Genomic DNA, 21,864 nt, shown 5'->3' with positions numbered 1-21,864 from the left:
GCAATTTTTATTTACTTTTCTGCAATCGAAGCGTTCAAATCATCGAATCGTAACTTATGAGATCGCTTCCATTAAATAAATTGCTATTTTTAGTTTTTTGCTAATAAATTTCACTCGGGGTGAAATTCAACATTTTAATCGATATGAATCATAAAAAAATTACACTTCTGTTCAATCCAAATCAGTATTTTGACCGACTAATCATTGAAGGAATTGGCCAATATTTACAGGCTATTCAGCTCGATTGGAGCATGCATATCGAAACCGATGTTACGCAATGTGTCGGCCCAATTGATGAATGCTTAGGAGATGCTGTAATCGCCGACTTTGATCACCCGGATATACGAGAGCGTTTGAGAGATTACACCAAGCCTATGGTGGCTGTGGGTAGTAGCTACGAAAATGAATTGGCCTACCCTCACCGACCATTTGTCGCGTCAGACAACTATGCACTTATGAATGCAGCCTATCAGCACTTAACCGACCGTGGACTTCATCGTGTTGCATTTTATGGCCCTACGGAAACTCCGTCCACACGGTGGATCGGTGAACGTGAACGCGCGCTTATTCAGCTATCAAACGCACAAGGGCAGCCTCTGAATATTTATCGAGCCCCCGAAAGTGGCTTTAACAGCCCGCACGAACATATCTCGGATATTGCCCAATGGTTGACGAGTCTTGATTTACCTATTGGCTTGATCGCGGCCAACGATTCATGCGCTCGTTCTGTATTACTCGCAGCTCAACAAGCCGAAATTGCGGTGCCAGATCAGCTTGCGGTGATCGGGGTTGATGATGATGACATTACTCGCCACTTGCACCGAATCAGTCTTAGTTCAGTGGTTCAAAGCAATCAAGAAATGGGGTACCAGGCCGCGAAGACTTTACACTTGATGCTGCAAGGGCAAACCACATCGCCAAACATCATCAAATTTGGCCCCAGCAATTTAGTGGCCAAACAAAGCACTGAATTCACTTCACTCAATGACAAACTGGTGATCGAAGCCATGCAGTTCATTCGCCAACATGCAACCCAAGGGATAAAGGTAAGTGATATTACGCAGCATCTAGGCGTGAGCCGGTCCAACTTAGAGGCACGCTTTAAAAATGAACGAGGCCATTCTATCCATCACGAAATTCATCAGGCAAAGATTACCCGAGCACAACGATTGTTGAGTTCCACCATGTTACCTACGCGAGAGATCGCCGAGCTATGCGGCTATCCGTCACTACAATACATGTATGCTGTGTTTAGTAAGAACTTTGGATACACACCCAAAGAGTATCGAAACAAAAACCATAAGAAAAAGCTTTCTGAAGGTTAAAGGATGGCCGTCTACTGTCGCGTGCGTTGAGGTGTTATTCGAAGTCGACTTGATGCGCAATTGAGGCGGATGAAATAGGTAAGACTCGATCGCCGATCCGGTTGAGTAAATGGCACTCGCCGGCAAGCACAGCAACAATTTGCTTTCCATCTTTGTAGCCACGAGGAATAATCGCACGGCCGCCATTTCCAACTTCCAGCTCCAAGCTTTCATCTCTTAAGCGAAGATCGGAGTCGGTGAAGTATAAGACGGTAACTTGCAATGTGTTCATGAAGACTCTCCCTGTGAGCGCGTTATGATCTCGTGCATCACGACTACGGTATATTGTGATTTTATTTTAACAAGAGACTACCACTCTTTTATAGCCCCTTCACTATCAATATGAAACGCTGTGGAACTAATCGCAATACCGTGGCGATCAGCATAAACATAGTCGCCGGAATTCACCGCCACGCCTTCAATATGAAGGACACAATCCAGCTCTCCAATACCTTTGCGTTGCGTTTTAATTGGGCATGCACCTAACGCTTTAATTCCCAACGACATTCCTTTCAATGCATGAACATCGCGTACCGCTCCTAAAATAACGACTCCCGCCCAACCGCAATCCTGAGCGCTTTGCGCAATAAGGTCTCCGAGCAACGCTCTGTTGAGCGAGCCTCCGCCATCAACGAGTAACACTCTTCCTCGCCCCGGCATGGCCAACACTTCTTTCACACGACTGTTATCTTCAAAACAGCGCACCGTCTGAACTTCACCATAAAACGTAGGTACGCCACCAAAGTCACACCATTGAATGGGTAACCATTGCAATTGCTGTGCGTGTTGATCAAACAAGTCAGGTAAAATATCGAGCATTGTGTTGTCTCATCGCAAGGTTAAATGACAGGGATAACAGATAAAAAAATACCGGACAAGTGTCCGGCATTTAATTTATAACTCGTTCTAAAACAAGCTTCGGTTACAGATCGTAACCACGCTCATCATGCAACGTTAAGTCTAAGCCTTGCGTTTCCTCTTCTTCAGAAACACGCAACGGAACCATTACACCAATCACCTTCAGCAAGATAAAAGTGACCACTGCGGTATAAGCAAATGTAGAAGCCACACCAATGGCTTGAACAACGAATTGATCACCAATTGTTACGCCTTCAGCAAGCCCTTGACCGCTGAATATACCTAATTCAGATGACGCAAAAACCGCCGCCAATAAAGTCCCTAAAATGCCACCTACGCCGTGCACAGGGAACACGTCTAATGAGTCATCAATGTGCCATTTACGCTTAATCAAGTGCGTTGCATAGTAGCAAATCACCCCCGCAGAAAGACCAATCACAAGCGCGCCCATTGGACCGACGAAACCAGAAGCAGGGGTAATCGTACCCAAGCCCGCAACCATACCAGTCACAATACCCAATACAGAAGGTTTGCCATATTTGATCCACTCCATTGCCATCCAAGCAATTGAGCCTGCAGCCGCAGAAATATGCGTAACGGTCATCGCCATCGCTGCATCACCATTGGCCGCTAACGCAGAGCCGCCGTTAAAACCAAACCAACCGACCCACAGCATCCCTGCGCCACATACAGTCATGGTCAGGTTGTGTGGCGGCATCGCTTGATGAGGGAAGCCTTTGCGTGGACCTAAGACAATTGCAGCAACCAACGCAGCCACACCCGCGGTGACGTGAACCACGGTACCACCAGCAAAGTCGAGAAGCCCCATCTCGCCTAACCAACCACCGCCCCACACCCAGTGTGTGATCGGTGCGTACACTAAAATCAACCAAACGGCAGAAAATAAAAACATCGCGCTGAAACGCATGCGTTCAGCAAAACCACCAATGATCAGTGCTGGCGTAATAATAGCAAACGTCATTTGAAATAAGGCAAACAAAGATGTGGGAATGCCGCCACTCACTGAATCTTCAGAAATAGCTTTGAAGAATGCTTGATCAAGGCCCCCGAAGAAACCGTGTGTCACCTCTCCAAACGCTATGCTGTAACCAAACAGCAACCAAAGTACAGAAGCAATACATGCAATCGCAAAGCATTGCATGAGTACCGACAGCACGTTCTTACTACGAACTAGCCCACCATAAAACAGTGATAAGCCGGGTAATGTCATCATCAAGACTAACGCAGTTGCCGTCAAAATCCAGGCCGTGTTGCCGCCGTCTAGAACGTCCTCGGCAAAGGAGAGGCACGGCAAGCCTAACAGCGCTACCGCGAGAAATAATCGTGTCATTTTATGTATTCCAAAAATTATGAATGGTCAATTTAGAGAGCGTCGTGATCGGTTTCACCGGTTCGGATACGAACCACTTGCTCGATAGGCGTAACAAATACTTTGCCGTCGCCAATGCTGTTTGTTTTGGCGGCCTCAACAATAGTTTCCACCACATGCTCAGCACGATCCGTATTCACAGCGATCTCTAACTTAATTTTTGGCACGAAATCAACTTGATACTCGGCTCCACGATAAAGTTCATTGTGTCCTTTTTGACGTCCAAACCCTTTTACTTGGGTGACCGTCAATCCCAAAACACCAACACTTGAGAGCGCATCACGCACATCTTCAAGCTTATAGGGTTTGATAATTGCAGTTATCAATTTCATGAATTGTCTTTCCTAATTTTTCGCAAGCCACTTGAGCAGCAGCCGGGTCATTTGAAGTGCAAAACACACTTCTCACAATTTTATTTTCCTCTCAGTCGTAAGATTGCCTGTTTTTATGTGGCATACGCGCTAACGTTGCCAGGTCAATTTTTACGACTGCTTAAGATAATAAATTATTCCGTACACATAATTGTCCCCCGTCACAGTCAACAACAATTATTTAACAAAACATTAAATGATCTCCTTTTATTGGAGTAATTCTTTTGCATCTTCTACGCTTAAAGCACGAAGTTGCGTTTAAAGCGGCCTAGTGTCGCCAATTGAGGAAGGTCGTTGGTCACAAGATCCGATGCACTCAAGCTAAAGGAATTCAGCTCTGAGTTCAGCGCAAAACCATTTGTCAGTTTACGCTGGCAATTGGCGGCCTTCCTGTGCGTTACAAGCATGCTCGCCACCTCATTTTTGGTGTTTTGGGCTTATCTTGAAAGCGAATCAGACATCCAGCAGGCAATTCGCAATAAGCAACGCCTGATTCAAACCGAACTCCGAATTTTTTCTCAACAAGGATTTCAACTCCTCGAACAGCGCTCCGGTCAAATAGAGGACACCATCTCACTTGCTTCTTCCCGAGGAGTAAATTTTCGATCTGAGGACTTTCAAAAAGAGTCGCAAGCGTGGCACACCTTGACTTCAATTTTGTTTGCGCAAAACGCCAGCATTATGGGTAGCCCGACGTTACACCTTGCAGGACCTCCGCCTCCTTTAGATCCAAATGCGTCAGAGTGGTTGGAATTATTGTTTGATTCAGGAGGCCAATTCAGCCGTTGGTTTTGTAACGGCCAGTGCGAACTTCAACTATTCACGCTCATCGAGCAATCGACGGGCAACTTAGTCCTGTTACAACGACTTCCATTCAAGCCCACATTGCAGCGCGTCGATCAAACCAATAATTCACGACTTTGGATCGTAGCGGGCTACGACAAAGAAGATAAAATTTTGTCAGGCACCTCCGAGTTACCCCCTCACTTAAGGGCACTCGATTTAGCGATTCCTAGCCAACCCCAATATCTGCGAATAGATATTGACGGCGAGCCTAATGCAATTTGGCGCTTTTCGTTGAGAAATGACGGCATCCCAGCTTCTATTTGGGTAGCATACCCACTTACAGGCGCCATCGCCTCAGCTCGACAGAATTGGCAACATGCCGTGATTTACATCATTACTACACTGTTCTTAACGTCGCTCATCGCCCTAATTCTATTGTGGGCACCTTTGCGGCGACTTCACCATCTGGCCCGTATTATTCCGCAGCTGATGGACGAAAGCTCTGAAACAGAAATCAAAGTTGCCGTGCGCGAGCCCAACTTGGTGCGCGATGAGTCGCACTTATTTACCCATAGCGCACTTGAATTGCATCGCAAGATGAAGAGTAAAAATCGCCACATTCAGCAACAAACCGATGAGCTTAAACGTCTTGCACAATATGACCCCCTCACCGGCCTGTACAACCGGTCCATGTTTGAACAAGCTTTGCATCAATCTGTGATTCAACTGGAACGTCATTTAAGCTCATTGGCAATTATGTTTATTGATTTGAACAAATTTAAACAAGTGAACGATTCACTTGGCCATGATCAAGGCGACATTATGCTCAAAGCCGTTGCCGTTCGGCTATCTGCGGCTATCAGAAGAGCCGATGTTTTGGCACGCTTTGGCGGAGATGAATTTGTGATTTTGCTCCCCAATATGTCCGACTTAGATCAAATAAAGAATTTATCTAATAAATTATTCGCATCGGTTGGACAGCCTTTAGTGCTCAAAGACCAAACCATTTATCCCCAAATGTCGATTGGCGTGTCGCTTTGCACCAAGGCCGACTACTCTATTAGCCAGCTTATGCGCGAAGCAGATTCTGCCATGTACGACGCAAAACACAGTGGCGACAATCAAATGCGATTGTATCAACGTCGGCTGCGTAAAAAGGACGCTTGGAAGTCCAGTCTAGAATCAGATTTAAACACCGCATTAGACAATAATGAGCTAGATTTGGCCGTCTCACCTTTAGTTAATTTACAGACTGGCCTTGTGGATAGTTATGTATTGGATACATGCTGGGAACATCCCAGTCGAGGTCTGATTCATTCCGAAAATTTTTTACCGCAGCTTGAAAAAATGCAAAGTTCTATCTTGCAAAAGTTGTCATCTTGGCAGCTCGAAGCTGCACTTGATTTAATCGACTTGACGCTGGAAAAAGGCGCACATCAGCAACGTTTTTACATCTCAATGTCGCGGCATGACTTAGAGTTTCCAATACTGTTTGAACTCATCACTCGCCATTGCCAACAAGTACCAGAGCTTGCGCAACATTTAGGCATTGAAGTGAATGAGCAAATCTTCGCAGAGTTTTACTCTCAAACACACAGCGAGCTAATGCTATTAAATGAGTTAGGGGTCGCCTTATCATTCACTCAATTTGGAGTAGACCTTGGCTCACTCAATTACCTCAGAGAATTACCGCTGGCAATGGTGCGATTAGATGGCTCCTACACCAACACGGAACAACTTGAAAATGGCATGACTAAGTCACTCATTGACATGATGCATAAATTAAAAATTAAAGTGGCTGCAGATCATGTAGACACCTCGGAAAAACGCGCATTGCTCGTCGCTGCCGGATGCGATCTGGCTCAAGGTCGAGCCATGACATCACCTTTGACTGTTGAACAAACCATTTCTAAATTTATATCTTCAAGTGCAGCTTCCCCTGTGAAAGTCTAATAACACCCGCTACAATGCCGCCAATTTCGTGATAGGAGCCCTCAATAATGGCTTGGATACAGCTTCGTATTAACGCAACAGCCGACACCGCTGAATCAATCGGAGACGCCATGATGGAATGTGGTGCTCTGTCGATTACATTTCTCGATTCCAAAGACGTTCCCATTTTCGAACCTCTCCCTGGTGAAACTCGACTGTGGGGTGAAACGGATGTCATGGGGCTGTGGACGGCTGATGTCGATACGGACATCGCTTTGACCTATCTCAAAGGCTTGTTTGGCGAATTCCGCTATAAACTCGAAGCGCTTGAAGACAAAGACTGGGAACGCGAGTGGATGGATAACTTCCATCCCATGAAATTCGGTCAGCGACTGTGGATTTGCCCTTCATGGTGCGATATCCCGGAACCCGATGCGGTGAACGTAATGCTCGATCCCGGATTAGCCTTTGGCACCGGCACACACCCAACAACAGCACTTTGCTTAGAGTGGCTTGAAAGCCTCGATCTGCAAGGTAAAACAGTGATCGACTATGGTTGTGGTTCAGGCATTTTAGGTGTGGCGGCGCTCAAGCTAGGAGCAGCCCGTGTGATTGGCGTTGATATTGATCCTCAAGCCATTGAAGCCAGCCAAGTAAATGCTGAACGCAATGGCGTGGCAGGCCAAATCGAACTTTACTTAGCCGGTGAGGCTGAGTTGCCTAAGGCGGATGTATTAGTCGCAAATATTTTAGCGGGTCCCCTGACAGAGTTGGCTCCATCCATCACTGAACTGATTCAACCCAACGGTAAATTAGCCTTGTCTGGGTTGTTAGCAGAACAACAAGATCATGTTGCCGCAGCGTACCAATCTAGCTTCCATGATTTTGGCTTTCAGGAGCAGGAACAATGGATGCGAATAAATGCAAGTAAAAATGGCTAATTTTTAGCCTTTTCAGCAGCGCAAAAAGGGCGTAATATAGCCGCCCCTAAATAGTGATTGGTGGTTTTTCGTGCAAATTGGTCGTTACAAACTGGAAAGTCCGGTTATCTGTGCGCCCATGGCAGGAGTAACTGACCGTCCGTTTCGGCAAATGGCTCGAAAGTGGGGCGCAGCGCTCGCAGTATCCGAGATGCTATCGTCCAACCCAGACCTTTGGCACACCGAAAAATCACGAAACCGCATGGATCATAGCGGTGAAAGTGGTATTCGAGCCGTACAAATTGCGGGTTCTGAACCCGAGTTAATGGCAAAAGCAGCTCAACATAATGTCGCCCAAGGCGCACAAATTGTTGACATTAACATGGGATGCCCTGCCAAAAAGGTCAACAAGAAGTTGGCTGGCTCAGCGCTGATGAAAGATCCTGATTTAATCGAGTCTATCGTCACTGCCGTGGTCAACGCTGTGGATGTTCCGGTCACTCTAAAAATGAGAACCGGTTGGGCCCCCGACAATAGAAACGGAGTAGACATAGCTCGACGCATCGCGAATCGAGGTATTCAAGCTCTTACGGTTCATGGTAGAACCCGCGCTTGCGCTTATAGAGGCCAAGCTGAATACGACACAATCCGCGCCATCAAACAGGCAGTGGATATTCCAGTCATCGCCAATGGCGATATCGTGTCAGCGCAACAAGCCCGCCAGGTCATGGATTACACTGGGGCAGATGCCATTATGATTGGTCGAGGTGCTCAAGGGCGCCCTTGGTTGTTTGAGCAAACCGCTCACCACCTAAAGACCGGAAAAGAATTACCAGATCCACCTTTGCATAAGCAAATGCAGGTTCTGTTAAACCATGTGCAAGCACTGCATGATTTTTATGGCCCTGTGAAGGGCTTAAGAATAGCGCGCAAGCATGTGGGTTGGTTCGTCGAACCATTCGACCAGCCTCGGAAGTTTCGAGTAACGTTCAATTCTATTGAAACGGAACATCAACAACTTGCCGAAATCGCTGCGTTTTATAAATCGATTCTGTCCTAAAGCCGTTGTAACAAAAGAGCTAACAACAAATGTTCGAAAACAACTTCAAAACCGATGCAGTAGCAACCGAAACTTCTCCAACTTCTCAATCGGTTCAACCGACTTTGCGTGAGTCTGTGAAGCAATCTGTAAGTAATTATCTGGCGACTCTAAATGGCCAAGATGTGAGTGACTTGTACGAATTAGTCTTGTCAGAAGTCGAAGCTCCTCTGTTAGAGGAAATTATGACTTATACCCGTGGTAACCAAACTCGTGCATCAACCATGCTCGGATTGAACCGCGGTACTTTGCGTAAGAAACTCAAGAAATACGGCATGAACTAAGTGCCACACACAGGGCGAAAGCCCTGTTGTTGTATCTGGCTGGCTTCACCTCCAGCCAACACTTCATTTATTTATCCAATATTATTCAAAGGTTATAGGTATACCAATGGAAACTCCTCGACCGATTCGTCGCGCTTTATTAAGCGTTTCGGATAAGACCGGTATCGTTGAATTTGCCCGTGCTTTAGCTTCACGTGGCGTTGATATCCTTTCGACTGGCGGAACTGCCAAGCTTCTTGCAGAAGCGGGTTTAGCAGTGACCGAAGTGTCTGATTACACAGGACACCCAGAAATTATGGATGGTCGAGTCAAGACCCTGCATCCAAAGGTTCACGGCGGCATTCTTGCGCGTCGCGGCATGGACGAAAGCGTCATGGCAGAAAACGCTATCGAAGCGATCGATATGGTTGTTGTAAACCTATACCCATTTGCCCAAACCGTGGCAAAAGAAGGGTGTTCTCTTGAAGATGCAATTGAAAACATTGATATCGGTGGTCCAACAATGGTTCGCGCTGCGGCCAAGAATCACAAAGACGTGTCGATTGTTGTAAATGCATCAGATTATGACCGCATCATTGAAGAAATGAATGCAAATGATGGTTCGTTACTGCACAAAACGCGTTTCGACTTAGCCATTGCTGCGTTTGAGCACACTGCGGCATACGACGGCATGATCGCGAACTACTTCGGTACAATGGTGCCAAGTTACAGCGACAATATTGAAGGCGATGCAGAATCTAAATTCCCCCGTACATTCAATGCCCAGTTCATTAAAAAGCAAGATATGCGCTACGGCGAAAACAGCCATCAGGCCGCAGCTTTTTACGTTGAAAATAACATCGACGAAGCGTCAGTTGCCACGGCCAAGCAGTTGCAAGGCAAAGCTCTGTCTTTCAACAACATTGCCGATACTGATGCCGCGCTTGAGTGTGTTAAAGAATTTAAACAACCTGCATGTGTCATCGTCAAGCACGCCAATCCATGCGGCGTTGCAGTAGGCAACGACATTTTGGAAGCTTACAATTCGGCATTCAAAACCGACCCAACATCTGCATTCGGTGGCATCATCGCGTTCAACCAAGAGCTCGATGCGCAAACGGCTGAAGCCATTGTGGCTCGTCAGTTTGTAGAAGTGATCATTGCCCCTTCAATCAGCGAAGCGGCCGCTCAAATTGTAGCGGCTAAGCCAAACGTTCGTTTACTCGAATGTGGCCAGTGGAACTCTGTGACTCAAGGTTACGATCAGAAGCGTGTGAACGGTGGACTATTAGTTCAAGATCGCGATCAAGGCATGGTCACTGAAGCAGAGCTCACTATCGTCAGCAAACGCCAACCGACAGAACAAGAAATGAAAGACCTCATGTTCTGCTGGAAAGTGGCTAAGTTTGTTAAATCAAATGCTATTGTTTACTCGAAAAACGAAACCACGATTGGTGTAGGCGCAGGTCAAATGAGCCGCGTTTACAGTGCTAAAATCGCAGGCATCAAAGCCGCCGACGAAGGGCTAGAAGTGAAGGGGTCAGTGATGGCGTCAGATGCATTCTTCCCATTCCGAGACGGTATTGACGCAGCGGCTGAGGCAGGCATCACCGCGGTAATCCAACCAGGCGGTTCTATTCGTGACGATGAAGTGATTGCAGCCGCTGATGAAGCAGGCATGGCGATGGTCTTCACTGGCATGCGCCATTTCCGTCACTAATTTGTTCAAGGGCAGCTCTGAGCTGCCCTTGTTGCTCTTCGAGTATTATCAACAGCAAAAAACATGCTGCTGACGAATAACAAGGACAAAATCATGAATGTATTAGTGATTGGCGGCGGTGGTCGCGAACATGCTCTTGCTTGGAAAGTCGCTCAGTCTGCCAATGTGCAAACTGTGTATGTCGCGCCAGGCAATGCCGGTACAGAGCTTGAGCCCAAATTGGAAAACGTTGCAATTGATGGTTGTGATATTCCTGCATTAGTTGAATTTGCTAAAGCCAACAACATTGGTTTGAGTATTGTTGGCCCAGAAGCACCTCTGGTTATTGGTGTGGTCGACGCATTTGAAGCCGCGGGCTTGCCCATTTTCGGCCCAAGCGAAGCAGCCTCACAGCTTGAAGGCTCAAAAGCTTTCACCAAAGATTTCTTAGCCCGTCACGCCATTCCAACGGCTGACTATGCAAACTTTACAAACGTTGAAGAAGCGCTCACGTATGTTCGTAAAGTAGGTGCTCCAATTGTCATCAAAGCCGACGGCCTTGCCGCAGGTAAAGGTGTGATCGTAGCGATGGAACTCTCTGAGGCGGAAGACGCTATTCGCGACATGCTTTCTGGCAACGCATTCGGCGAAGCAGGTAGCCGCGTGGTGATCGAAGAGTTCCTCGACGGTGAAGAAGCATCGTTTATCGTCATGGTGGATGGTAAGCACGTCTTGCCAATGGCGACGAGCCAAGACCACAAACGTGCAGGCGATGGCGACACAGGTCCAAATACTGGAGGCATGGGCGCTTATTCCCCTGCTCCTGTTGTCACGGCTGAAATTCATGAACGGATCATGGCTGAAGTCATCATGCCAACGGTTGAAGGCATGGCGAAAGAAGGCAACCCGTACAAAGGTTTCTTATACGCGGGCCTGATGATCATGGCCGACGGCACGCCGAAAGTCATTGAATACAACTGCCGTTTTGGTGACCCCGAAACACAGCCTATCATGATGCGTATGCAATCAGATTTAGCGGAGCTGTGTCTTGCCGCAATCGACGGCAAGTTAGACCAAGCAACCGCTGAATACGATGCCCGTGTTGCGGTCGGTTTAGTGCTCGCTGCAGGCGGTTATCCAGGCAGTTATCCTAAAGGCGACGTGATTGCTAACCTACCCGAGCCAGCACAACACGATGCGAAAGTTTTTCATGCAGGGACCGCGATGAAAGATGGACAAATTGTCACCTCAGGTGGCCGAGTGGTGTGTGTTACTGCGCTGGGTCATAGCGTGACGGAAGCTCAAGCCAAAGCCTATGAATTGTTGCATGAAGTGAAATGGCCAACAGCTTACTTCCGCAACGACATTGGCTACCGAGCCATTGCTCGCGAAAAGTCGTAACGTAAATTCAGTCGTTACAAACAAAAACCCGCCTTGAGGCGGGTTTTTTTTAGCTCAGTATGGTAAAAAATGATCTAGTAAGATTTCTCGTCGCTCCAGCAAAGGCCAATGGATAGGTAATTGTGATTTCTCTAAAGCAACTCATTGTTGGGCACTTCAAAAAAATCTTCTTGATTCCAGTCCTTACGCTCGAACTCGCACTTCTATTGATGTATTTTCTGGTCAATGATTTGGTCATTAGTGACGCCCGAAAAGAGCTGCTATTTGAACGCTCGCAAAACGTTTATGAGCACCTTTCAATTCAAGCCCAAGACCTTAACTCACAATTTTTATACATTCGACAGTTAGTCGAATTATTACAACGCCAACACCAAGACTACTTCAGCGAGGATTACAACTGGCATCACACCGCCAAGAATCCAGCAGAATTTAAGATGACCGAGAACGGGGTGTATGTAAAAGCTGAGAACAATTCAGGTAGCAGTGTCTTTATTAGCCAGATGAATGCCAGAGACAGCGAAGCACGTCGAAAAGCCCAAGAAACCGAATATTGGGACGCTCAACTCAAATACACCGCAGAACAATCTCACATGGTGTTAGCGGCATACTTCAACAGCTACGATAACCTCAATCGGTATTATCCTTTTATCGACGATGTACAGCACCAGTTCCCCACTGACATGGTAATCTCTAATTTCAATTTCTATTATTTGGCAGATTATAGCCACAACCCGAACCGCGGAGTGGTTTGGACACCAGCCTACTTAGATCCCGCGGGGCAAGGTTGGCTTGTTTCCGCTGTGGTCCCTATATACAACAGCAACTTTCTCGAAGGCGTCACCGGCGTCGACATTTCGTTAGATAGCATGGTCAAAGAAATAGAACGCCTCATGCTGCCCTTTAATGGCGAATCGTTTTTAGTGGATGAGCAAGGTCGCATGATTTCGATGTCGAGCGGCACGCAAAATTTACTCAACTTACAGCAGTTATCCAAAGGCGTCGAAGGCCAAAAAGTTCATAGAGATACTGAACAACCCGAAGAGTTTTTAATTAACCGCCTACCTTACTCATCGTTCAGAGACACCATTAGCAACATGTTCAGCTATGATGAACGCACTAAATTTGCCGAGCATGATGGTGTTACTTATCTCATAGCAAGCCATCCGATCTCGGAGACTGGCTGGACACTCTTTAGCATCACCAATGCCGATAAAGTTCTCATCCGTATCAATGAACTCGACAAGATGTCGCGTGAATTTGGCATTATGGCTATTTCCTTGATGATCTTGTTTTACTTGCTGTTCTACTACATCGTACAGCGCCAGTCACAAGTCTTATCGAATAAAATTGCAGAGCCATTAGGCGATCTCAGCAACAACGTGAAAAGTGCTGCACGAGCCCGACGACTTCAGTCCATACATAGCTCAGGTATTGAGGAAGTTGAGGATCTTACAAATAATCTGACTTCCATGGTGGCAGAGCTCAACAAACAAGCCGATAACATCAACCGAAGCCACCAGCGGCTCAATGAAGAAATCAGTTACCGAGAGCGCTTGGAACAACAAGTGGGTACCGATGAAGTCACTCACCTCCTCAATCGACGCGGGCTATTACAGCAAGGCGAAATAGTCCTGCAGCAAGCCGTAAAAATGCGTCAACCCATGTCGATGTTGTTATTTGAAATATCGGGATACCCGCAAATCATTGAGCAACATGGCAGCCAGGAGGCCGAGCAGGTGTTGCTTCAATGCGCAGAATGTTGCCGCGCACTGGCTCCAGATCATGCACTTATGGCGCACTTGAGTACCGCACAATTTGTGGCAATTTTACCAAATACCGCACGCGAGCAGGCCATTAACTTATCACGCCGAATTCGTAGTGAAATTTACCTCACGGTAGAACTAGGAGGAAGCGCGGCCACAGTTAGCACTCACTTCGCAGTGACTGAAGCGGCCCTATCTCATTATGAAAGTTTATTGGTAATGATCGATCGAAGCCAACAGCTGCTAGAGCGCAGCCGCCGCAACCGAAACTTGGTCATTGAAACCGATAGCAAAACTGAGTAGCGAACCTCATACAGCGCAGCAAGGCCCGTTGATATAGCAGAGATCCACGTATTTGTTAGTGCGTAGGCTGTTCATGCAATTCCGACAGAGCATCGTTATTAGATTCATCGCGTCGTTGGTCTTCATCAAGCTTGAGTACATTGCGCCATATGGACCAACGTGGCTCAGTATTTTCAGCCCCCTCGCCCAAAATCCAAAAGCGGTATTCTTGATCAAGAACGCCTCTGACTTTTTGAATTTCAACCCAACTGTCGAGATAGTCGTGCAGGGCATCATTTTGCCAAGCCACAGCATACCCAACCGGATAAGGCGTAGCCTTAGATTTAGGGATTACGACATTGAACGTTGGGTAGAATAACGTCCAGGCATAGCCTTCCTCAGCACTAATCAATAGGGCGTCAGCCTGCACCTTTCCACTGAAGAAATCGCGCTCATGGTCGAGCTCAACAATCTCGACCTTTGGATGTTTCTCTCGCACTTCCCTAACGAGCCTCTCATGCTGAGAAACGGCGATGACCAAATTCCCTTCACGCGCTTTCTGGGTCAGAGCTTTGAACGCGTGACGGTCATGATCAAGCACCACCAAAGCTAGATTCAAGGTAAGTACGGGCGGTGTAAAGCGCATCTTTTGAATACTGTCGGCATCCATTTCTAATCCAGAAATAGCAATATCAAAATAGCCCTGCGCCAACAGCGTATTTAGGTTGGCCACCTCATAGGGCACAAATTCAACCTCAACACCCAAATCATCCGCCAAGCGTTTGCTCAACGAAATATCGAGCCCCACCAAATCACCACTGCGATTGAAATATGAAAACGGCACCTTGCCCGGTTGATATCCGATACGAAGTACACCACGCTTTTTAATTTGAGCCACATCAGTAAGTGAGTACTTACCACCCCGGTAAATTTCTGGAAGCTTTGCGTACACTTGCTCAGGTACTTTGCCCACACTTTTCATGGCCACCAGAGGATTGGTTTCAGAGCCATTGTTCACCAACCATCCGGAAAACAAACGTAAAGGCACCACCAGCATGGCTAACCCGATGCCTGCGATAGCAACAAATTTAAGCATACTGCGATTAAATGGCTTCCATTGACCTTGAATCAAACAAACCGACAACAGAACGAACGCGACTAAGTGCATCACTGCTGCTATGGACATCAGACGTGAGGTAATGACTGTTCCCACCAAAAACAACTGATACATATCGGCAGGAAGATGCGATAAATCGAGTAAAAATGGCACTGCTACATTCACCGCACCGAATAAGCTAAGCATGCCGGTAATGCCTAGTTGAGGCATCTCTGCCAACGGAATTGGACTGCCAACAAACCAGCCGGTGAATAAAACAAAAAGAATCACCGTAAGCTTGCCCGCATTTGGAAAACTAAAGGCAATCGGAATCAGCACATCGACCATTTGGTCAGTTTGTGGGTTATCCATCTCACGCTCTTTAAATAAGCGCTTACAGCCCTGTTCCAGCACAGGCAAGACAATTAATACATTGGCTGTTACGAATGCAGTGACGAGAGCATCACGGCTCATTTGCTCCACTTCTCGCCAATGAAAAGGGGTTAAGCGAGCAATTAAATTGGGCAACACAATGTAGGTTAGTAGTAACCCCACACCAATAAAACTCAGCAAAAACACCTGTAAGTTGTTCAGCTCATCAATGGTCATGGTGCCCGCTGCCGATGCTGTAATGGCAAAAATACCCACCGGCATCGTCTTTAAGGTGTAACTCGTGACTCGATTTAAACCTTTACCTGTGGTCCGGCAAATAGCGATCACGTCCATCTTATTTTCGGTTCGAATGAACGCAACACCTAAAGCGATAGCGAACACAACAACGGCTGGGATTGAGCCTTCCGCTAATGATTTAAACGGGTTTGCAGGAATATAAATGGGCAGCAAATTCGGGGGCGGGGGCGGCGAAATAACTGATGTTGAAAAAAAGGATGCTTTTTCCACCGACGGAAACGCCAGCGATGTGAGAAAAATAGTCACCAATGCAACGGCCCAGATCATCAACAAGACAAGACCCGCTTTGGTCGCAAGCAGCTTTGCATGTTCCTTTGTTAAGGAGCCAAAACCTGCAATGAGCGACACTAGAATATACGGGATAATCGTCATTTGCATGAGCATAATGACAGCTTCACCGATGATTTCCATCCAGCCGACTTTCTCGCCAAAAAACAACCCGACCACCAGCCCTAAAATCAGGCCCACCAAAATTAACTGTGACGACGTAATACGAGACCAGCGTTTTGCTACTTTATCCATAACCAGCTTATGAAAGAGATTAACCCCTACAGCATACAACATTCACACTTAAAGCCCAGCTTGACTCACATCAAACCAGAGCCGGAAGCCTCCGGTTTTGGTTGCTCTGCATGCATTGTAAGACTATGCTTTGCCCCGCTTAACTTTATTTTTTTAGGAGAAACGCTATGCGCCGCAAGATAGTCATGGGTAACTGGAAACTCAACGGAACCAAAGAGTCTGTAGAAGCTCTTTTAACAGGAATTTTGCCAGCTGCACAAGCAACAACTACGGCAGATGTTGCAGTATGTGCCCCAGACATTTTCATTGATCAAGTGAGTCGTAAGCTTGCTGACACACCAATTGCTTGGGGTGCGGAAAATAACGACGTTCACACAAGCGGTGCGTACACAGGCGAAACTTCACCCACAATGCTCAAAGAGTTTGGTTGTACTTACGTTCTTGTGGGCCACAGCGAACGCCGCCAATACCACGGCGAAAGCGATGCCAGCTGCGCTCATAAGTATGCATTACTGCAAGAGCACGGTTTGATCCCTGTATTGTGTATTGGTGAAACATTGGAAGAGCGCGAAAGCGATCGCACCAACGATGTGATCCGCAAGCAACTTGCCCCTGTATTGAACGACTTAGGTGTTGAAACACTGAAAAATGCTGTGATTGCATACGAGCCGGTATGGGCTATCGGAACAGGTAAAGCAGCAACGAAAGAAATGGCGCAAGAAGTTCACGCGTTTATTCGTCAGCTCATTGCTGAAAAAAGTGCTGAAGTGGCACAAGGTGTTCAAGTTCTTTACGGCGGAAGCGTAAAAGGCGCGAATGCTGTTGAGTTATTCGCTCAAGAAGACATCGACGGCGCACTCGTTGGCGGCGCGGCATTGATTGTTGAAGAATTCGACGCAATCATCAAAGCGGCAGGCTAATATCCAATTCGGATCTCGGACATAAAAAAGGGCAGCTTAGGCTGCCCTTTTTGTTTTGAACGGTTCAACGTTAGTCTTGGTGATATTTCACACTCTCACGCTGTACGGCTTCAATAAATGCGCCCGCATGTTCAGGGTTCACATCCGGATGAATCCCATGTCCCAAGTTAAATACATGCCCATTACCATGACCGTAAGAAGCCAATAAGCGTTTCACTTCTTGTTGGATCGCAGGTACCGGCGCATAGAGCATTGATGGGTCCATATTGCCTTGCAAGGCAACTTTATCGCCAACCCGAGCACGGGCATCCGATAATTCAGTGGTCCAGTCCAAGCCCAAAGCATCACAGCCGGTTTCAGCCATCGCATCTAGCCACTGCCCACCATTTTTAGTGAATAGTGTCACAGGCACTTTTCGGCCATCAGCTTCGCGCTTTAAACCATCGACAATCTTCGCCATGTATTGCAACGAAAACTCTTTATAGGCCGGTCCTGATAACACGCCACCCCACGTATCAAATATCATGAGCGCTTGCGCACCGGCTTCAACTTGAGCATTCAAGTATGAAATCACCGAATCTGCCACAACATCCAGCAACTTGTGCAAGGTTTGAGGCTCACCAAACGCCATCGCCTTGAGCTTGCTGAAGGTTTTACTAGAACCGCCTTCAACCATATAAGTAGCTAAAGTCCACGGGCTGCCAGAAAAGCCAATCAAAGGCACAGAGCCTTTGAGTTCGCGACGAATCGTACTGACCGCATTCATCACATATTGCAACTCTTGGTTTGGATCAGGCGCAGCTAATTTTGCTACGTCTGCGGCACTGCTAATAGGCGAACTAAACTTCGGCCCCTCGCCCGTTTCAAAGTAAAGCCCTAACCCCATCGCATCAGGAATGGTGAGGATGTCTGAAAATAAAATCGCAGCATCCAATGGAAAGCGTCGCAAAGGTTGCAACGTGACTTCACATGCCAATTCAGCGTTTTTACACAGAGACATAAAGTCTCCAGCTTCTGCTCGAGTGGCTCTGTATTCTGGCAAATAGCGCCCCGCTTGGCGCATCATCCAAATGGGCGTTCTATCGACAGGTTGTCGGAGTAGTGCTCGTAAGTATCGATCGTTCTCTAGATGACTCATTTATTTACAACTTATTAAGTTTGGCTGTTGTGATTATATGTTTTTACCAGACATAGCCCAAAAACAATAGTGTGAGACGCTGCATAGTTTTATAGAACTGCGGTTGTTACCTGAGCAGACCAGTGATTAAATCATTCTCGAGCTAGCGGTATAATAACAAAGAAGCTCGTCACAACGAGCCTGTACCTTCGCTGATTGCTGAGCCTCACATTTATGTGAGGCTTTTTTGTTTCCGCCCTATTTCTCCACTCTAAATTCTCCGAGCAAATTCCAAATCTAGTGCCATACTTCCTACATAGGAACTTGTTTATGCAGGAACTCATTGTGCAAATGGCGCAGAAAGTATCCACCATGCATAGCCATTGAAGTAGCGCAATTTGGAGAGCAGTATGTTAAGCCGATTAGAGCAAGCCCAAAAAACTTGGGGCGGATCAGATAAAGCAATTGATAAGTGGTTAAGTGAACGAGAGACCTTATTGGTGCAGTATTGTAAGTTGTCTGGCTTAAAACCATTTGAGCATGTGGATAAATTACCCAGCGCTAAAGAGCTACATAATTTTTGCGATGAATTACTAGACTACACTTCTGCCGGACACTTTGAGATGTACGACAAATTGGTGGGTACCGAACAACCTGAAGGTGCGCACCTCGCCTCACGTGTTTACCCTCAAATTAATGCCACAACCGATGTGGTTCTGAATTTCAATGATAGCTACGGTGAAAGCCCCGACGATTCTGAATTTCAAAACCTAGAGCAAGATTTATGCACGCTCGGCGAGGCTTTGTCTCAACGTTTTGAGCTTGAAGACTTATTAATTGCAAACCTTGCAGAACAAACCAAAACTAAAGATTCAGTGTCTGCCTAGTTGTCAATAATCAGCGATACGAACGCATAAAAAAGGCGCCTATTGGCGCCTTTTTTACATCACAACAAAAGCTTATTGAACAGCTTCTGCAGATGGGTTCACAGACAACAATTCAACATCAAAAATCAACGTTGAGTTACCTGGAACAGAATCACCTGCGCCACGCTCACCGTAAGCAAGGTCAGAAGGGATATAGAAACGGTACTTAGAACCAGGCTTCATCAATTGAACGCCTTCTGTCCATCCAGCAATCACTTGATTCAATGGGAATGTAGCGGGCTGGCCACGGTCGTAGCTGCTATCGAACTGAGTGCCATCGATAAGCGTACCACGGTAGTGAACTTCAACTGTGTCTGTTGCCGCTGGAGAATCACCTTCACCGGCTTCAACCACTTCATATTGAAGACCAGATTCAGTGACAACAATCCCTTCTTTCTTAGCATTTTCAGCTAAGAATGCAACACCTGCAGCTTTCGCTTCTTCAGTTGCTTTGGCTTGCTCTTCTTCCATCTTGGCTTGCAACGCCTGTACGGCTTCCATTCGCTCGCTTTCAAGAGCCGCTAGAACTTCTTGAAGTTCAGCTTCTTCTACTTGAGAGTTGTTGTTGATGCCATCAACAATGCCTTGTTCAATTTGCTTAGCATCTAACTCAATTCCAAGCTCTTTATAAGCTTCGAGCATACGGGTCATTTGCTGTCCCATGAAGGCGCCAGTCACGTAAGACTGTTTTTCGCGCTCATTTGCAAATGTTGCTACCGCGGGTTGCGCCTGTTCTGTAGCTGCAGGGGCCGCCGTTTCAACAGCTTTCTCTTCAGTACAAGCAACAGTCATTAATGCCGCAACTACGGCAGTTCCCAATGCGAGACGTTTCATCGATTATTAACTCCTAGTGGTATTGCCACACTATTTATTTGCTGTGGCCTATATCTATCATTCCAAATCGGCAGATAGCGAAACAACTTTACTAAAGCTATCATACCGTTAGGGTCTTAAATTTTTATGTCATTCATGAACCATAGGTGCGTCCAATGCTGACAGTCAGAGCGTTACTGATCACGTGTATTATCAGCTTAATAAGCGCCTGTTCCGACTTCCAACAACCTGCCGAGCGTTGGGAGCATGCCACTGAAGGCAGCTCTGCTGCAGCGCTCTCAGCCGATGGTCGTTGGTCTCTCCATGCTTCAATCCACCATAACTTAGCGCTTTGGGACAATGAAAAACAAGGATTGATTTACCAATGGCAACTTGGAGAGTCAAGTAATCCTGTTTATTTGACCCACTTCTCACCCAACGGAAACTTTGTGGTGACCGCTTCGGAAAACGAATTTGCCGTTTGGTCACTGCTTAGCGGAGAGTCGCTTGGCTGGTATTCCATTGGTAATGAGCGCATTCGCGATATCGCCATTGCCGATGACGGCATTCGTATTTTATACGGATTATCTTCCGGCAGTGCAATTCTACTGAATCGCGAGAGTGGGCGGCGTCTCGAATTTCTTGGCCATGGTGAAAAAATCAATACCGTCGATTTATCTGCCAACGGAGTGTACGCCCTAACCGGTAGTAACGACTACTCCGCCAAGCTATGGAATACCGAAACCGGTCAAATTATCCAGCAATTTAACCATCCAAGCCGCGTCACTCAAGTTAAGTTTGACCAACAAGGTCGCTATGCGTTCACTGCCGATAGCTTAAAACAGGCTCGAATATGGCAAATTCCTACAGGTCAGATGACCAGCCAGCTTAAATATAGCGCTCGTCAACATGTGTTCAGCGCGGCTCGTTTTTCAAGTGACGGACAATGGCTTGCCACTGGATCACCGTCAAGATCGGTGGAGTTATGGCATGTGCCCACAGGAGAGCGGGTGTCGCATTGGCAGGTGGGCACGCAAACGGATAATCGCTGGCGCAGCGCAGTAGTGTATGATGTGGCCTTTGTTGATCGCTGGCTGTTTAGTGTCAGCTCTTCGGGCTATACCGAGGCGTGGCCACTGCCGGAACAAGCCAGCCAATAAGGACGAATATGACGACCTCAAACGAGACTCAAGCGTTGCTTGAGCGCATCGCTGAACTTGAAACTAAAATGGCATACCAAGATGTCACTATTAGCGATCTAAATGAAGAAATAGCCGTTCACCAGCAGCGCATTGATGTTATCCAACAGCAATTAAAAGCGATGTTCGGTCAAATCAATAATATGAAAGGCTCGAATATGGCCAGCGAGAAAGAAGAAACACCCCCGCCCCATTATTAGCGCCCCGAAGTTTAAGAATCTACATTGGGATCGAACGTCGCAATCAGCCCCGGCGTTCCACTTTCTCCCGCAGGTTCATGTTGCACATGACCGCAATCGACACATTCCACATAACTTGAATCGTCAGTGGCCACCAATGCAAGGGTGTCTTGCGCGTTGCACTTCGGGCAGGTTGCCCCTGCAATAAATCGTCGTTTTAGCATAATTTTATTTTCTAATTCATTTTCGTTCAGTTTACCTTGTCCCTTGTCGG

At 46.9% G+C, this 21,864-nt stretch carries 20 protein-coding genes; 12 read left to right on the top strand and 8 right to left on the bottom strand.

The features are described 5' to 3' along the window. Positions 1-143: 143 nt before the first annotated feature. Positions 144-1,325: an AraC family transcriptional regulator gene (locus NAF29_RS01825; RefSeq protein ID WP_251259776.1), complete on the top strand. Its 1,182-nt coding sequence runs from the start codon at positions 144-146 to the stop codon at positions 1,323-1,325. 34 nt (positions 1,326-1,359) lie between these two features. Here NAF29_RS01825 and NAF29_RS01820 read toward each other — a convergent pair whose 3' ends face one another. The 4 genes from NAF29_RS01820 to NAF29_RS01805 form a co-directional block, all read right to left on the bottom strand. Continuing rightward, on the bottom strand, positions 1,360-1,596 hold the full coding sequence (locus NAF29_RS01820; protein WP_251259775.1) for a DUF2375 family protein: 237 nt from the start codon (positions 1,594-1,596) through the stop codon (positions 1,360-1,362). Positions 1,597-1,673: 77 nt separating this feature from the next. Continuing rightward, positions 1,674-2,183, bottom strand: a complete 510-nt coding sequence (locus tag NAF29_RS01815; RefSeq protein ID WP_251259774.1) for a putative 4-hydroxy-4-methyl-2-oxoglutarate aldolase — start codon at positions 2,181-2,183, stop codon at positions 1,674-1,676. A gap of 103 nt (positions 2,184-2,286) precedes the next feature. Next, complete coding sequence (locus NAF29_RS01810) at positions 2,287-3,573, bottom strand: ammonium transporter (protein ID WP_251259773.1); 1,287 nt, start codon at positions 3,571-3,573, stop codon at positions 2,287-2,289. A 32-nt stretch (positions 3,574-3,605) separates the two neighbouring features. Next, positions 3,606-3,944, bottom strand: a complete 339-nt coding sequence (locus NAF29_RS01805; RefSeq protein ID WP_251259772.1) for a P-II family nitrogen regulator — start codon at positions 3,942-3,944, stop codon at positions 3,606-3,608. A 333-nt stretch (positions 3,945-4,277) separates the two neighbouring features. Here NAF29_RS01805 and NAF29_RS01800 point away from each other — a divergent pair, with 333 nt between their 5' ends. From NAF29_RS01800 to NAF29_RS01770, 7 genes are all read left to right on the top strand, one after another. Further along, positions 4,278-6,722, top strand: a complete 2,445-nt coding sequence (locus NAF29_RS01800; protein WP_251259771.1) for a putative bifunctional diguanylate cyclase/phosphodiesterase — start codon at positions 4,278-4,280, stop codon at positions 6,720-6,722. A 47-nt stretch (positions 6,723-6,769) separates the two neighbouring features. Then, positions 6,770-7,642, top strand: coding sequence for a 50S ribosomal protein L11 methyltransferase (gene prmA / locus NAF29_RS01795; RefSeq protein WP_251259770.1), 873 nt, complete (start codon positions 6,770-6,772; stop codon positions 7,640-7,642). A 70-nt stretch (positions 7,643-7,712) separates the two neighbouring features. After that, a complete protein-coding gene (gene dusB / locus NAF29_RS01790) occupies positions 7,713-8,681 on the top strand; it encodes a tRNA dihydrouridine synthase DusB (RefSeq protein WP_251259769.1) in 969 nt (322 codons plus the stop codon). Positions 8,682-8,710: 29 nt separating this feature from the next. Continuing rightward, on the top strand, positions 8,711-9,004 hold the full coding sequence (fis, locus tag NAF29_RS01785) for a DNA-binding transcriptional regulator Fis (RefSeq protein ID WP_251259768.1): 294 nt from the start codon (positions 8,711-8,713) through the stop codon (positions 9,002-9,004). A gap of 106 nt (positions 9,005-9,110) precedes the next feature. Further along, positions 9,111-10,703, top strand: a complete 1,593-nt coding sequence (gene purH / locus NAF29_RS01780) for a bifunctional phosphoribosylaminoimidazolecarboxamide formyltransferase/IMP cyclohydrolase (RefSeq protein WP_251259767.1) — start codon at positions 9,111-9,113, stop codon at positions 10,701-10,703. A 93-nt stretch (positions 10,704-10,796) separates the two neighbouring features. Further along, positions 10,797-12,083: a phosphoribosylamine--glycine ligase gene (gene purD / locus NAF29_RS01775; RefSeq protein WP_251259766.1), complete on the top strand. Its 1,287-nt coding sequence runs from the start codon at positions 10,797-10,799 to the stop codon at positions 12,081-12,083. 122 nt (positions 12,084-12,205) lie between these two features. Beyond that, positions 12,206-14,149 carry a diguanylate cyclase domain-containing protein gene (locus NAF29_RS01770; RefSeq protein WP_251259765.1) on the top strand — a complete coding sequence of 648 codons (1,944 nt, stop codon included), beginning with the start codon at positions 12,206-12,208 and terminating at the stop codon, positions 14,147-14,149. A gap of 55 nt (positions 14,150-14,204) precedes the next feature. Here the strand turns inward: NAF29_RS01770 and NAF29_RS01765 are convergent, their stop codons facing one another. Further along, on the bottom strand, positions 14,205-16,436 hold the full coding sequence (locus NAF29_RS01765; protein ID WP_251259764.1) for a cation:dicarboxylate symporter family transporter: 2,232 nt from the start codon (positions 16,434-16,436) through the stop codon (positions 14,205-14,207). Positions 16,437-16,603: 167 nt separating this feature from the next. On the opposite strand from NAF29_RS01765, the gene tpiA reads away from it, so the two are divergent. Further along, the gene (gene tpiA / locus NAF29_RS01760; RefSeq protein WP_251259763.1) at positions 16,604-17,356 is read left to right on the top strand and encodes a triose-phosphate isomerase; all 753 of its coding nucleotides are present in this window, start codon (positions 16,604-16,606) and stop codon (positions 17,354-17,356) included. 70 nt (positions 17,357-17,426) lie between these two features. On the opposite strand, the gene hemE is transcribed toward tpiA, so the two are convergent. After that, on the bottom strand, positions 17,427-18,494 hold the full coding sequence (gene hemE / locus NAF29_RS01755; RefSeq protein ID WP_251259762.1) for a uroporphyrinogen decarboxylase: 1,068 nt from the start codon (positions 18,492-18,494) through the stop codon (positions 17,427-17,429). 389 nt (positions 18,495-18,883) lie between these two features. Here hemE and rsd point away from each other — a divergent pair, with 389 nt between their 5' ends. Next, positions 18,884-19,360, top strand: a complete 477-nt coding sequence (gene rsd / locus NAF29_RS01750; RefSeq protein WP_251259761.1) for a sigma D regulator — start codon at positions 18,884-18,886, stop codon at positions 19,358-19,360. A 72-nt stretch (positions 19,361-19,432) separates the two neighbouring features. On the opposite strand, the gene fkpA is transcribed toward rsd, so the two are convergent. Continuing rightward, the gene (gene fkpA / locus NAF29_RS01745; protein ID WP_285817536.1) at positions 19,433-20,233 is read right to left on the bottom strand and encodes an FKBP-type peptidyl-prolyl cis-trans isomerase; all 801 of its coding nucleotides are present in this window, start codon (positions 20,231-20,233) and stop codon (positions 19,433-19,435) included. Between the two features lie 155 nt (positions 20,234-20,388). On the opposite strand from fkpA, the gene NAF29_RS01740 reads away from it, so the two are divergent. Continuing rightward, positions 20,389-21,372: a WD40 repeat domain-containing protein gene (locus NAF29_RS01740; protein ID WP_251259760.1), complete on the top strand. Its 984-nt coding sequence runs from the start codon at positions 20,389-20,391 to the stop codon at positions 21,370-21,372. Between the two features lie 8 nt (positions 21,373-21,380). Continuing rightward, positions 21,381-21,611 carry a SlyX family protein gene (locus NAF29_RS01735; protein WP_251259759.1) on the top strand — a complete coding sequence of 77 codons (231 nt, stop codon included), beginning with the start codon at positions 21,381-21,383 and terminating at the stop codon, positions 21,609-21,611. Positions 21,612-21,622: 11 nt separating this feature from the next. On the opposite strand, the gene NAF29_RS01730 is transcribed toward NAF29_RS01735, so the two are convergent. After that, positions 21,623-21,814, bottom strand: coding sequence for a YheV family putative zinc ribbon protein (locus tag NAF29_RS01730; protein WP_251259758.1), 192 nt, complete (start codon positions 21,812-21,814; stop codon positions 21,623-21,625). Positions 21,815-21,864: the final 50 nt, after the last annotated feature.

The organism is Echinimonas agarilytica, assembly GCF_023703465.1.
GTDB classification, from domain to species: Bacteria; Pseudomonadota; Gammaproteobacteria; order Enterobacterales; family Neiellaceae; genus Echinimonas; species Echinimonas agarilytica.
This window is presented reverse-complemented; position numbering and strand designations above follow the sequence as displayed.

What these genes read in the sequence shown, in the direction of transcription:
- NAF29_RS01730 (WP_251259758.1), bottom strand. Translation starts at nt 21,814, where the DNA reads ATGCTAAAACGACGATTTATTGCAGGGGCAACCTGCCCGAAGTGCAAC.
- NAF29_RS01735 (WP_251259759.1), top strand. Translation starts at nt 21,381, where the DNA reads ATGACGACCTCAAACGAGACTCAAGCGTTGCTTGAGCGCATCGCTGAA.
- fis (WP_251259768.1), top strand. Translation starts at nt 8,711, where the DNA reads ATGTTCGAAAACAACTTCAAAACCGATGCAGTAGCAACCGAAACTTCT.
- tpiA (WP_251259763.1), top strand. Translation starts at nt 16,604, where the DNA reads ATGCGCCGCAAGATAGTCATGGGTAACTGGAAACTCAACGGAACCAAA.
- NAF29_RS01815 (WP_251259774.1), bottom strand. Translation starts at nt 2,183, where the DNA reads ATGCTCGATATTTTACCTGACTTGTTTGATCAACACGCACAGCAATTG.
- NAF29_RS01805 (WP_251259772.1), bottom strand. Translation starts at nt 3,944, where the DNA reads ATGAAATTGATAACTGCAATTATCAAACCCTATAAGCTTGAAGATGTG.
- NAF29_RS01810 (WP_251259773.1), bottom strand. Translation starts at nt 3,573, where the DNA reads ATGACACGATTATTTCTCGCGGTAGCGCTGTTAGGCTTGCCGTGCCTC.
- rsd (WP_251259761.1), top strand. Translation starts at nt 18,884, where the DNA reads ATGTTAAGCCGATTAGAGCAAGCCCAAAAAACTTGGGGCGGATCAGAT.
- NAF29_RS01765 (WP_251259764.1), bottom strand. Translation starts at nt 16,436, where the DNA reads ATGGATAAAGTAGCAAAACGCTGGTCTCGTATTACGTCGTCACAGTTA.
- prmA (WP_251259770.1), top strand. Translation starts at nt 6,770, where the DNA reads ATGGCTTGGATACAGCTTCGTATTAACGCAACAGCCGACACCGCTGAA.
- NAF29_RS01740 (WP_251259760.1), top strand. Translation starts at nt 20,389, where the DNA reads ATGCTGACAGTCAGAGCGTTACTGATCACGTGTATTATCAGCTTAATA.
- purD (WP_251259766.1), top strand. Translation starts at nt 10,797, where the DNA reads ATGAATGTATTAGTGATTGGCGGCGGTGGTCGCGAACATGCTCTTGCT.
- NAF29_RS01820 (WP_251259775.1), bottom strand. Translation starts at nt 1,596, where the DNA reads ATGAACACATTGCAAGTTACCGTCTTATACTTCACCGACTCCGATCTT.
- NAF29_RS01825 (WP_251259776.1), top strand. Translation starts at nt 144, where the DNA reads ATGAATCATAAAAAAATTACACTTCTGTTCAATCCAAATCAGTATTTT.
- purH (WP_251259767.1), top strand. Translation starts at nt 9,111, where the DNA reads ATGGAAACTCCTCGACCGATTCGTCGCGCTTTATTAAGCGTTTCGGAT.
- hemE (WP_251259762.1), bottom strand. Translation starts at nt 18,494, where the DNA reads ATGAGTCATCTAGAGAACGATCGATACTTACGAGCACTACTCCGACAA.
- fkpA (WP_285817536.1), bottom strand. Translation starts at nt 20,233, where the DNA reads ATGAAACGTCTCGCATTGGGAACTGCCGTAGTTGCGGCATTAATGACT.